Genomic DNA, 12,351 nt, shown 5'->3' on the forward strand with positions numbered 1-12,351 from the left:
AAAAGAGAATCCTATGTCAGAACAAATCTACGGTATTCACGCCGTCAACAGTATTTTAGCCCATGCGCCGGAACGTCTAATTGAAGTTTTCGTGTTAAAGGGGCGTGAAGATAAACGTTTGCAGCCATTGTTAAATCAACTTTACGAGCTTGGTATCGGTATACAGTTTGTCAATCGCCAAACCTTAGATAAAAAAGCCAACGGTGAAGTGCACCAAGGCGTGATTGCACGCGTGCAGGCGGCGAAAGAATTCAATGAAAACGATCTTGACGCGATTTTGGCGAACAAACAAAATCCGTTGTTGTTAGTGTTAGATGGCGTGACGGATCCGCATAATCTTGGCGCTTGTTTGCGTTCGGCGGATGCCGCCGGTGTGGATGCGGTGATTGTACCGAAAGACAAATCGGCGCAGCTTACTTCAATTGCCCGTAAAGTGGCTTGCGGTGCGGCAGAAAGCGTGCCGTTAATTCGCGTGACCAATCTTTCGCGTAGCTTGCGTGATTTACAACAAAACTACAATATTTGGGTGGTGGGTACGGCAGGAGAAGCTGCGGAAACCATTTATCAAACTAAGTTGACCGGCCCGTTAGCGCTTGTGATGGGGGCGGAGGGCGAGGGAATGCGACGTTTAACCCGCGAACACTGCGATCAACTTATCAGTATTCCGATGGCCGGTTCTGTATCATCGCTGAATGTTTCGGTGGCTACCGGAGTGTGTTTGTTTGAAATTGTGCGTCAGCGTTTAGGGTAGTTGTTCTATTTGTAATTAATTATTAAAAATTAATAAAATAATTGAACTTTCAATCGGTAAAACCTGTCTTAGGGCACAAATCGGTTCAATAAAATGACTTATTGTGCTATAACTTGACTCACTAAGCGGTAACAGCTAAAAGAAAGAGGGGAAAAATGGATAAAGAAACACAAATGATGTTGGTTCCTCAAGGCAGTATCGAAGGCTATATTCGTGCGGCAAATGAATATCCGATGCTGACCGCCGAGGAAGAAAAAGAATTGGCAGAGCGTTTGTATTATCACGAAGATATTGATGCTGCGAAAAAATTGGTGTTATCACACCTTCGTTTTGTTATCCACGTAGCGCGCGGTTATTCCGGTTATGGTTTGCCGCAAGCGGATTTGATTCAAGAAGGCAATATTGGCTTAATGAAGGCGGTGAAACGTTTTAATCCGGAAGTGGGCGTGCGCTTGGTGTCTTTTGCCGTACATTGGATTAAAGCGGAAATTCATGAATATGTGTTGAAAAACTGGCGTATCGTGAAAGTAGCGACGACCAAAGCACAACGCAAATTGTTCTTTAATCTGCGCAAAACCAAACAACGTTTGGGTTGGTTCAACGAAAACGAAGTGGATATGGTGGCAAACGAATTAGGCGTGTCCAAAGAAGATGTCATCGAAATGGAATCCCGTATGACCGGTGCCGATGTGGGCTTTGATTTGCCTACGGATGCCGATGCCGAAACCGTTTATTCTCCGGCGCTTTATTTGGAAGATCAAAGTTCGAATTTTGCGGCCGAGTTGGAAAATGAAAATTTTGAAAATCAAGCGACTGAGCAATTGAGCACCGCATTGAAAGCGCTTGATGCGCGCAGTCAAGATATTATCAAAGCCCGTTGGTTGGACGATGACAAAGCGACATTGCATGATTTGGCGGCAAAATATAATGTGTCAGCGGAGCGGATTCGTCAGCTTGAAAGTAATGCCTTGAAAAAACTAAAGAGCGCCGTCAGCTTTTAAAAAGCAAAAACCTGCCGAAATGGCAGGTTTTTTTGTTTCTGAATATTGACGCCAAGTGACCGTGCGATTGAGCACCGCATTGGAAACCCTGTTTAGTTTTTTTTAAATTTCGACCACATTTTGTCTTCCTGCCCGCGCCATAAACGTTGAATGTTGTCATGATGGCGATAAATCAACAGGCAACTGACCAACGCTACCGGAAAAGTAAATTCCGGTTTAAACCACCACACATAAAACGGTACAAGTAATGCGGTGACGACGGCGCTTAAGGAAGAATAGCCGCTTATCAAAAATACTGTGAGCCAAGTACCGAAAGTAGAACCGGCAACTGCCCAAGCGATTGGGGCGATGGCGCCGAATGCGGTGGCTACGCCTTTGCCGCCTTTAAATTGAAAGAAAATCGGGAAAATGTGCCCCAGACAAGCCCCGAGCGCCACCATGCCCAGTTCGAACTGGCTTAAACCAAGATAGTAGCCCGCCCATACCGGTAGCATACCTTTTAAAATATCGAACACTAATACACCGAGTGCCGCCCAACGACCGCCGAGGCGTAATACGTTCGTCGCGCCCGGGTTGTGCGAGCCGTTTTGGCGCGGATCCGGCAAGCCCGCCATTTTGCAAATTAAAATCGCGCTGGAAACGGAGCCTAAAAGATAGGCAAAAATCATATAAAAAACGGCAAAAAGGCTCATTTTGTACCTCGAAATGCTAAAAATCGTTCGGTATTTTACCTAAACTTGGTAGCATACCCTAACAATTTTGGAGGAATTTACCGTGGATCGTGTTTTTATCGAAGAATTAAGCGTGTTCGCTCAAATCGGCGTATATGATTGGGAGCAACAAATTAAACAAAAACTCGTGTTCGACATCGAAATGGCTTGGGATTGCAGGAAAGCCGCACAAACTGATGACGTGCAATATTGCTTAAATTATGCGGAAGTAAGCCAATTTGTGCTGGATTACGTGCAGTCGAAGCCGTTTTTATTGGTGGAGCGGGTCGCTTACGAGGTGGCGGAAAAGTTGCACACGCGTTTTGGCGTTCAATGGTTACGCCTGAAACTTAGCAAACCCAATGCGGTGCCGCAAGCGAAGTCCGTTGGCGTGGTGGTGGAAAAAGGTTCGTTGGAATGATTCGGCGAAAATTAATTACACTTAACAAAAATCCCGCATCAGGCGGGATTTTGTATGTGTTATTTTTTCTTGCTCGGACGCTGCCAGCCTTGAATATGACGTTGTGGCACACGGGTGATAACCAGTTCGTCTTTCGCAATATTTTGTGTGATGGTTGAACCAGCTCCAATGGTGGCACCGTCTTCAACGATTACCGGTGCGACCAATTGGGTATCGGAACCGACGAAAACGTTATCGCCAATGAGGGTTTTGAATTTGTTTGCACCATCGTAATTACAGGTGATGACGCCTGCGCCGATGTTGCAATCCGCACCGATTTCAGTGTCGCCGATATAAGTCAGGTGATTTACTTTCGAGCCCTTGCCGACGATTGATTTTTTGATTTCTACAAAATTGCCGACATGCGTTTGCGCCGCGAGTTCCGTGCCCGGACGTAAACGGGAGAACGGTCCGATGGCTGCTTTTTCGCCGATAACGGCATCTTCCAGTACGGAATAAGGTTTCACTTCTACGTCATCGCCAAGCGTCACGTTTTTCAACACGCAACCCGCACCAATTTTCACGCGATTGCCTAAACGTACATTTCCTTCAAGGATGACGTTCGTATCGATTTCTACGTCTTTACCGTGTTCGAGCGTGCCACGTAAATCAAAGCGCGCCGGATCGAGCAAGGTCACGCCGGCAAGTAATAAATGTTGCGCTTGTTTATGTTGGTAATAACGCTCTAACGCCGCAAGCTGTAAGCGATTGTTCGCGCCTTCCACTTCTATTGCATCGACGGCTTGTACCGCCATTACTTGGCAACCGTCTTGGTTTGCGAGGGCAATTAAGTCTGTTAGATAATATTCGCCTTGCGCGTTGTGATTATCCACACGCGCCAGCCATTTTTTGAAGTTTGCACCGTCGGATACCATGACGCCGGTGTTTACCTCTTGAATTTTTAATTGCTCGGCGTTCGCATCTTTCTGTTCGACGATTGCCACCACATTGCCGTTTTCGCGAAGAATGCGGCCGTAGCCGGTCGGGTTATCAAGATTCACGGTTAAAAGCGCAATGCCGTTTTCTGGTTTCGCCGCAATCAGTTTTTCTAGGGTCTCGACGCTGATTAGTGGCGCATCGCCGTAAAGTACGACAATATTTTCATCGTCTTTGAAAAACGGCGCCGCCTGCTGCACGGCATGGGCGGTACCGAGTTGCTCGTTTTGGAATACCCAATTCACCTTTTCGTTGGCAAGACGTTCACGCATTAATTCGCCGCCGTGACCGTAAATTAAATGCACGTTTTCCGCGCCCAATGCGGTAGCCGTATCAATCACATGTTTCACCATCGGTTTGCCTGCTACGCAGTGCAATACTTTCGGTAAATCTGAATACATTCGCGTTCCTTTTCCCGCGGCTAAAATAACGGCGCTTAGTGTTTTGTTTGTCATAAATTCTCTCTTGGTGAACAAAAAATTGGGCATATTCTAGCGTAGAACGTGTCAGAGCGTAAGTTCGTTTTATTCCGTTGAGTTAATCCTGCAAATCCTGTAAACTAGCGCCCCGTCTTTGATAGCTAATCCTCTTCAATTTTCACCGCTTTTCCGGTGAAATTTTTGGCAAGATGATTAGCTATAATCATTTATATCCCAACAAGATTAGGTTCCCTATGGCTACAAATTATATTTTCGTCACTGGTGGTGTGGTTTCATCGCTAGGTAAAGGCATTGCGGCGGCATCGTTGGCGGCAATTTTAGAAGCGCGTGGTTTAAACGTCACCATCATGAAATTGGATCCGTATATTAATGTCGATCCGGGTACCATGAGTCCGACCCAACACGGTGAAGTTTTCGTGACGCAAGACGGCGCGGAAACTGATTTGGATTTAGGTCACTACGAGCGTTTTATTCGCACCAAAATGACCAAACGGAACAATTTCACCACCGGCAAAATTTATTCCGAAGTATTACGCAAAGAACGTCGTGGTGATTATCTTGGCGCCACCATTCAAGTGATTCCGCACATTACCAATGAAATTAAAGATCGCGTCATCGCCGGCGCGCAAGGGCATGATGTGGTGATCGTAGAAGTGGGGGGAACTGTAGGCGACATCGAATCATTGCCGTTTTTGGAAGCCTTGCGCCAATTGGCGGTGCAAGTCGGTCGCGAGCACACCTTGTTTATGCACCTGACTTTAGTGCCTTATATTCCTACCGCCGGTGAAGTGAAAACTAAACCGACCCAACATTCCGTAAAAGAATTACTTTCCATCGGAATTCAACCGGATGTGTTGATTTGCCGTTCCGACCGTATGATTCCGCCGAACGAACGCGCCAAAATCGCCTTATTCTGTAACGTGCCGGAACGCGCGGTAATTTCACTAAAAGACGTGAACTCAATTTATCAAATTCCCGCCTTGTTAAAATCTCAGGGCTTGGATGATTTCGTCTGTGAGCGTTTCCGTTTAGATTGTCCGGAAGCCGATCTTTCCGAATGGGAGCAAGTGCTTTATAAACAAGCTAACCCGGTGGGCGAAGTGACTATCGGCATGGTGGGCAAATATACCGAATTGCCGGATGCCTACAAATCCGTCAACGAAGCCTTAAAGCACGCAGGTTTAACTAATCGTTTAAGCGTAAACATCAAATATATCGATTCGCAAGACGTAGAAACTAAAGGCGTTGAAGTCTTAAAAGGCATAGACGGCATTTTAGTGCCGGGCGGCTTCGGCTATCGTGGTGTAGAAGGCAAAATTCTTACTGCACAATACGCGCGTGAAAACGGCATTCCGTATTTAGGCATTTGTTTAGGTATGCAAATTGCCTTAATTGAATACGCGCGTAACGTAGCGGGATTAACCAAAGCAAACTCGTCCGAATTCGACAAAAATTGTGAACAACCTGTCGTGGCACTGATTACCGAATGGCAAGACGCCGAAGGCAATACCGAAGTACGCAGCGACGCGTCCGATCTCGGCGGCACCATGCGTTTGGGCGCACAGCAATGTCATTTGTTGGAAGGCAGCCGCGCACGCGCGCTTTACGGTAAAGAAACGATTGAAGAGCGCCATCGTCACCGCTATGAAGTGAACAACGTGTTATTGCCGAAAATCGAAAAAGCGGGGTTGAAAGTGACCGGCTTATCCGCCGACAAAAAATTGGTGGAAATTATCGAAGTTCCGAACCATCCTTGGTTTGTCGCTTGTCAATTTCACCCGGAATTCACTTCCACGCCGCGAGACGGTCACCCGCTGTTTGCCGGTTTCGTGAAAGCGGCTTATGAAAATCATAAAAAATAAGCAGAAATTCAGTTAAACATTTAAAAGTGCGGTTAAAAAAAACGGATTGCACTTTTTTATTTAGTATGCGCCGACAACTATCGGCATCACTTTACTTTAAACCCGCTTACACTGCGGTTTTGCCGGTAGCCTGCTCAAATAGCACCGCATTGAAACGGCACCGCATTGAAATAGCACCGCATTGGAACCGTATTCTTAATTTAAAACGAGAACTTTATGACATTAGTACAACGATACAAGCAAGCCGCCAAGGAAGCGCGATGGGCCTTAGGCCTGTCCGTTTTATATGTGATTGGCTGGTGTTTATGCGCCTACCTACCGAAAAACACCACCGGGCCGATAGGTTTTCCCCTTTGGTTCGAACTTTCTTGCATTTATTTACCGATTTTATTTCTTGTCATCGGCTATTGGGTGATCAAAATCGTTTATCTGGATATTTCGCTTGAAATCAATGCGCCCGAAACGCACGAAAAGGAGAATAAACAATGAATCTGGGAATTATTCTTCCTTTAATCATTTATCTCGCATTTATTTTCGGCGCGGCGATTTATGCTTATGTGAAACGTACCAAGGGCGATTTTTTAACGGAATATTACGTCGGCAATCGTTCAATGACGGGGTTTGTGCTCGCGATGACCACCGCATCCACTTACGCCAGCGCCAGTTCTTTTGTGGGCGGTCCGGGGGCGGCTTATAAATACGGCTTGGGCTGGGTGTTGTTGGCGATGATTCAAGTTCCGGCGGTATGGCTGGCGTTGGGCGCACTGGGCAAAAAATTTGCTTTGCTTTCGCGCGAAACCAATGCGTTGACCATTAACGACTTATTCCTTTATCGTTACAAAAACAAATATCTCGTATGGCTTTCCGGCCTTGCTTTGTTGCTTGCTTTCTTTGCAGCGATGACCGTGCAATTTATCGGCGGCGCGCGTTTGCTGGAAACCACCATCGGCATTTCCTACACCCAAGCCTTGCTACTGTTTGCCCTAACTGTGGGCATTTACACCTTTATCGGCGGCTTTCGTGCGGTGGTTTTAACGGACACCATTCAAGGCACGGTGATGATTGTCGGCACCCTGATTTTGCTTGGCGGCACGCTTTATGCCTTGGGCGGCGTGGAAAATGCGATGCATAAATTAACCGAAATTGATCCGGCGTTAGTCAGTCCTTATGGCCCGGACGAGATGCTCGGCTTCCAATTTATGGCATCTTTTTGGGTGTTGGTGTGTTTTGGTGTAGTAGGCTTACCGCATACCGCCGTGCGTTGTATGGCTTTTAAAGACAGTAAAGCCTTGCATCGCGGTATGCTGATCGGCACGCTGGTACTTTCGCTGATTATGTTTGGTATGCATTTGGCGGGCGCACTCGGTCGCGCGATTATTCCCGATTTGAAGATCGCCGATCAAGTTATTCCGACTTTAATGTTGCAAGTGCTGCCGCCGATTGTAGCCGGGATTTTCTTGGCGGCACCGATGTCTGCAATTATGTCCACCATTGACGCGCAATTAATTCAATCTTCGTCTATTTTCGTGAAAGATTTATACCTTTCGGCTAAACCGCAAGCGGCTAAAAACGAGAAAAAAATCGGTTATATTTCTTTCGTTATTACCCTAATTTTAACTGCGCTTTTAATTATCGCTGCGCTTAATCCGCCGGATATGATTATTTGGCTAAATCTGTTTGCTTTTGGCGGGCTGGAAGCCGCTTTTCTTTGGGTAATCGTGCTCGGCATTTATTGGGACAAGGCCAATGCTTATGGTGCGCTGAGTTCAATGCTCGTTGGCTTAGGCAGCTATATTTTGCTCACGCAATTGAGCGTCAAATTACTTGGTTTTCATCAAATTGTGCCGGCTTTGGCATTTGGTTTAGTTGCTTTTTTAATTGGTAATCGATGGGGCGAAAAAACGACGCCGAAATTTTTATAATCTTAAAATGATGTTGACTTTATGAACAACCGCGCACTTATCGATCTTTTCCTCAACGATTATTGGCTTGAAAAAGGGCTGTCGCAAAATACCGTGCAATCTTATCGGTTAGATTTGAATGCGCTGTGTGATTGGTTGGAGAAAAATGATTTATCCTTAGAAACCTTGGATGCGGTGGATTTGCAAGGTTTTTTGGGGGAACGCTTGGCGCAAGGTTACAAAGCCAGCAGTACGGCTCGACTGTTAAGCGCGGTACGCAAATTGTTCCAATATTTGTATCGTGAAAAATACCGCACCGACGATCCCGGAGCGCTGCTTAGTTCGCCTAAACTGCCAAGCCGTTTGCCGAAATATTTAAGTGAACAACAAGTCAGCGATTTATTGAACGCCCCTAACGTGGAAATTCCGCTCGAATTGCGCGATAAAGCAATGCTGGAACTACTCTATGCCACCGGCTTACGCGTCACTGAATTAGTTTCGCTGACCATTGAAAATGTGAACCTGCAACAAGGCGCAGTGCGCGTTATCGGTAAGGGCAACAAGGAACGCATTGTGCCGATGGGGGAAGAGGCAGCCTATTGGCTGCGTCAGTTTGTGCTTTATGGACGGCCGCAGCTGTTGAACGGGCAAAGCACCGATATCGTTTTTCCTAGTCGACGCGCCAAACCAATGACCCGACAGACGTTTTGGCACCGCATTAAGCATTATGCAATATTGGCAGACATCAATGCTGATGCGCTTTCGCCACACGTGTTACGCCATGCATTTGCCACCCATTTGGTGAATCACGGCGCAGATTTGCGGGTGGTGCAGATGTTGCTTGGTCACAGCGATCTTTCCACCACGCAAATTTATACTCATGTGGCAAAAGAACGTTTGAAATATTTGCACGAACGTTTTCATCCAAGAGGATAAAAAGAGCGGTCAAAGCTTAAGTTTTGACCGCTCTTTCTTTCAACACCTATTTCAATGCGGTGCTGATTTGGCACTTCGCTGAGTTGCTTTTATGCCGACCGTTACAGCGCGCTTAAACCGGCTCCAGTCCCAGCACTTTACGCCCGTTAAGACTGGCGATATCCACCATAGCGTCTAAATGCGGGAAACGACAACCGGCAGCGAGCAAACTTAGTTCCTGCCATAAATCGCCTTCGCAAAGCGGTACCATATAATCGCAGATATTGTCAGTGCCAAGCGCCACCGTAATGCCTTCGGGAATCATTTCGTCGGCCGGCGTTAATGCATTGTGGAACGGCATTAAATCTTCTTTTCGATTGCTGTCAATCCAGGCCATCGGGCAGGCGATCATCATCATTTTTGCTTTACGCATTTTTTCATAAAGTCGGTAGCGATATTCTTTGGGATGCGAACCGATCGAAATGCCGTGAATGCCTACCACGCGCCCTTCCATGCCGTGCTCGATGGTTTTGTCGCAAAGTTGTTCCGTTTCTTTTTCGTTCGGATTATTAAACTGATCCACGTGCACGTGACACATAATGCCAAGAGATTTCGCCTTATCTAACAAAATGTCCATCGCCTCTAAGCCACGGCCGTAATCCAGTTCGTCACGGTACGGTAGACCGCCAATCATATCCACCATTTCGGCGCCGATATCGAACCATTTGCGCGCGGTCGGCTCGATCACGCCTTTTAAGGTTTGGTTGGCAAATTTTAAAACGATGTCGTGTTTGTAAACCTCGCGGGCTTTATGCGCCGCGATAATCGCGCGATCTTCGCAAATCGGGTCGATATCTACGAACGTGCCGAATGCGGTGACACCTTGGGAAATCATTAATTCGATGGATTGGCAGAAACGTGCGTAGTAATCATCCACGCTGGACGTGCGTTTCACTTCATCCACCAAATCCCATTTTTGTTGCAAATTACTGTTGTGATAAATGCCGATTTTTTCCGGCGTCATGGTGAAGGCGCGATCGGCATGGGCGTGGGCATTGACCCAACCGCCTTTTTTAATGATTTCATCGCGAATAAATGTTTTGAAACTACGAACATGGCTTTTCATACAAACTCCGTAAAAAGAATGAGGATAAAAAGACGAGAAGCGTATTAATTGAAACGGCTCGACGGGCGCGGCGAGAAGCATTGTGGCAATGTTATGAAAAACTCACGGATTTTCCATTAATAACATCTTTTCAGTCTTAAACTGGGCCGGAAGTATAAAGTTTCGGTCGCAAAAAAGCTATTTCTTTTTGACCGGGCGGGCGGATAAACGCCTTGTCGTTATTTATCAAAAAAGGAATTTTCGCTCTTAAACATTTCTAAGAATAGCCCTAGCGGTGGGCGATCGGAGGATTGTTCTTGATAAGCGCGGTCGAATTTTTTGTAGTTTCCTTTGCGGTCTAGATGATATTGCGTACCGTCAGGTTGGATTAATACGTTCCAACGGTAATTCGACGCTAATACCCAATCATCGCCTCGCAAATCAAATAAATTGCGACCTTGAGCATAATCTTTCGACGGATTTTGCACATTAAAAATTTGTGTCATTAATGCCGGCAATAAATCTGTATGACTGGTCAATGCGCTTTCAACGCCGGCCGGCAAATCTTTCCAGAACACTAACAGCGGCACTTGAATTTCATCACGGCCAAAATAATTGCGCTGATCTTTCTTATGCATTTCGTTGAAACTTAAACCGTGCTCGGCCGTTATGATCACCAAGGTATTTTCTAACGTTGAATCGGTTAAAATTTGTTCGAATAACGGATCTGTTTGTGCGAGAACGCGTTCGTATTCTATCGGATCCTTTGCGTTTAAATCTAAATCAAGATAGACGAACCAAGGCGTTTCCGATTTTTGAGCGATAAATTCATTGAATTGTTTGACTACATTTTCGTTCGTCGTTTTTTCTTTCGCTAACGCCATGCCGCGGAACAAGGCTTGGCGAAATAAGCTGTCCTTAAAGCCGGAAGCGGAGAACAAACCGAAGCGGTATTTTTCTGCTCGCAGTTTTTCAATAAGTACGGACGGAGTGTGATTGCTTAAAATACTATCCGTGTAGTTTGCGTTTAACCCGTAAAACAAGCCGACTAATCCTGTGTTATTTGTGTTGCCGCTACTATAATGATTGGTGAATTGAGTCGAACGAAGGGCAAATTCGGCAAGTTTCGGCATTTTTTCAGAGACAATCGCATCGTAACGTAAGCCGGAAACCGTAATTAGCAAAATATTCGGCTTATGTTCGGTGGTACTAAAGGTTAAAGAATGTTTAGGATATCCGATTTTTAATGCGTCCAAACGTCCTTCTTGCGCTAATTTTTGTTCATATTCTTCGCCATCCAATAAACCGTGTTTTTCTAAAAAAGAGCGTGCAGTCATCGGGTAAGACAGCGGGAAATTAGAACGTTGCATAGTAATCGGACGATATAAATAGGCATCAGCCCAAGCATAAATTAAATGAGAGGCAATGAACGTCACAGTGAAAAATACGCCGACATATTTCAGCCATGTTTGGCGTTCAAGACTACGCAGTTTTTCCCAGCTCCAACGGGAAAAAAGCATTTGTACCAGCAAAATCATCGGCATCGACACAAAGAAAATTTGCCAGTTGCGCGACATCTCGCCATTTTCGGGATTTACCAATAAGTTCCATACGATGGAAGATAAATGCAAATTGAAACGACTGAATACGGCAGTATCAAAAAGTAATAATGTGATGAATATGGTCGCCAGAATGACTGTTAAGCCACGAAAAGTGCGGTGATTTTTAATGACGAAACTTAGCGGAAAGACCACCAATAAATAGACGGCAAAGACGCTAAAACTAAAATGTCCGAGCAGGCTGACGAAAAAGTAAAGTTTCCCGCCCAATGTGTCCGGCCAGTCGATTAAAAAGGCATAACGGGAACCGATAAAAATCGCAATAATAATGTTAAAAAAGGCAAACCAATGACCCCACGAAATTTTTCGCGAGGTGTCGTCGCGGTATTGTTTACCGTTGAAGTCGCCTTTTTTAAAGCTGATCATATCAGTGAGTTTTTATTGCATTGATTAAAGAACTGGCAAAGGCTTGCGCCAAGGCTTCGCGTTGCGTTTGCGGTACGCTGGTGGCGAGCAAGTTACTTGTCATATTGCCGAGGGCAATTAAGGATAAGTCAACCGGCGCTTGGTGTTTTTCCAGCACCGCGATCATATCGTTGACGATGGCGCTTAATTGCGCGTCGGAGTATTTGGAAGATTGAGCCATTTTTGTTTGAAAAGGGGAAAAAAAGTTGCCTTATCATACCCGATTATTTGCCCGATTCTAAACAA

At 45.8% G+C, this 12,351-nt stretch carries 12 protein-coding genes; 7 read left to right on the forward strand and 5 right to left on the reverse strand.

Annotated features, from left to right (window positions below; all coding sequences use genetic code 11):
• Positions 1 to 13 precede the first annotated feature (13 nt).
• Together rlmB and rpoH are read left to right on the forward strand one after the other, a co-directional pair.
• Complete coding sequence (gene rlmB / locus AB3F25_RS01615; RefSeq protein ID WP_373603791.1) at positions 14 to 751, forward strand: 23S rRNA (guanosine(2251)-2'-O)-methyltransferase RlmB; 738 nt, start codon at positions 14 to 16, stop codon at positions 749 to 751.
• A 155-nt stretch (positions 752 to 906) separates the two neighbouring features.
• Positions 907 to 1,752, forward strand: a complete 846-nt coding sequence (gene rpoH / locus AB3F25_RS01620; protein WP_373603792.1) for an RNA polymerase sigma factor RpoH — start codon at positions 907 to 909, stop codon at positions 1,750 to 1,752.
• 92 nt (positions 1,753 to 1,844) lie between these two features.
• Here the strand turns inward: rpoH and plsY are convergent, their stop codons facing one another.
• On the reverse strand, positions 1,845 to 2,444 hold the full coding sequence (plsY, locus tag AB3F25_RS01625; protein ID WP_373603793.1) for a glycerol-3-phosphate 1-O-acyltransferase PlsY: 600 nt from the start codon (positions 2,442 to 2,444) through the stop codon (positions 1,845 to 1,847).
• A gap of 82 nt (positions 2,445 to 2,526) precedes the next feature.
• Here plsY and folB point away from each other — a divergent pair, with 82 nt between their 5' ends.
• Positions 2,527 to 2,883 carry a dihydroneopterin aldolase gene (gene folB, locus AB3F25_RS01630; RefSeq protein ID WP_373603794.1) on the forward strand — a complete coding sequence of 119 codons (357 nt, stop codon included), beginning with the start codon at positions 2,527 to 2,529 and terminating at the stop codon, positions 2,881 to 2,883.
• A 59-nt stretch (positions 2,884 to 2,942) separates the two neighbouring features.
• On the opposite strand, the gene glmU is transcribed toward folB, so the two are convergent.
• Positions 2,943 to 4,313, reverse strand: a complete 1,371-nt coding sequence (gene glmU, locus AB3F25_RS01635) for a bifunctional UDP-N-acetylglucosamine diphosphorylase/glucosamine-1-phosphate N-acetyltransferase GlmU (RefSeq protein ID WP_373603795.1) — start codon at positions 4,311 to 4,313, stop codon at positions 2,943 to 2,945.
• Between the two features lie 218 nt (positions 4,314 to 4,531).
• On the opposite strand from glmU, the gene pyrG reads away from it, so the two are divergent.
• From pyrG to xerD, 4 genes are all read left to right on the forward strand, one after another.
• Positions 4,532 to 6,160: a glutamine hydrolyzing CTP synthase gene (gene pyrG, locus AB3F25_RS01640; protein ID WP_373603796.1), complete on the forward strand. Its 1,629-nt coding sequence runs from the start codon at positions 4,532 to 4,534 to the stop codon at positions 6,158 to 6,160.
• A 216-nt stretch (positions 6,161 to 6,376) separates the two neighbouring features.
• A complete protein-coding gene (locus AB3F25_RS01645) occupies positions 6,377 to 6,649 on the forward strand; it encodes a YhdT family protein (protein WP_373603797.1) in 273 nt (90 codons plus the stop codon).
• Entirely contained in the window at positions 6,646 to 8,082 is a 1,437-nt protein-coding gene (gene panF / locus AB3F25_RS01650; protein ID WP_373603798.1) for a sodium/pantothenate symporter, read from the forward strand. The genes AB3F25_RS01645 and panF overlap by 4 nt, the downstream gene beginning before the upstream one ends.
• Positions 8,083 to 8,103: 21 nt before the next feature.
• Positions 8,104 to 8,997 carry a site-specific tyrosine recombinase XerD gene (xerD, locus tag AB3F25_RS01655; RefSeq protein ID WP_373603799.1) on the forward strand — a complete coding sequence of 298 codons (894 nt, stop codon included), beginning with the start codon at positions 8,104 to 8,106 and terminating at the stop codon, positions 8,995 to 8,997.
• 112 nt (positions 8,998 to 9,109) lie between these two features.
• Here xerD and AB3F25_RS01660 read toward each other — a convergent pair whose 3' ends face one another.
• The 3 genes from AB3F25_RS01660 to AB3F25_RS01670 all read right to left on the reverse strand — a co-directional run bounded on the left by AB3F25_RS01660 (position 9,110) and on the right by AB3F25_RS01670 (position 12,286).
• Entirely contained in the window at positions 9,110 to 10,102 is a 993-nt protein-coding gene (locus tag AB3F25_RS01660) for an amidohydrolase family protein (protein ID WP_373603800.1), read from the reverse strand.
• Between the two features lie 218 nt (positions 10,103 to 10,320).
• The gene (locus AB3F25_RS01665) at positions 10,321 to 12,066 is read right to left on the reverse strand and encodes a DUF3413 domain-containing protein (protein ID WP_373603801.1); all 1,746 of its coding nucleotides are present in this window, start codon (positions 12,064 to 12,066) and stop codon (positions 10,321 to 10,323) included.
• 1 nt (position 12,067) lies between these two features.
• Positions 12,068 to 12,286: a YejL family protein gene (locus AB3F25_RS01670; protein ID WP_373603802.1), complete on the reverse strand. Its 219-nt coding sequence runs from the start codon at positions 12,284 to 12,286 to the stop codon at positions 12,068 to 12,070.
• Positions 12,287 to 12,351 lie beyond the last annotated feature (65 nt).

This window comes from Aggregatibacter sp. HMT-949, from assembly GCF_041734645.1.
Lineage (GTDB): Bacteria > Pseudomonadota > Gammaproteobacteria > Enterobacterales > Pasteurellaceae > Rodentibacter.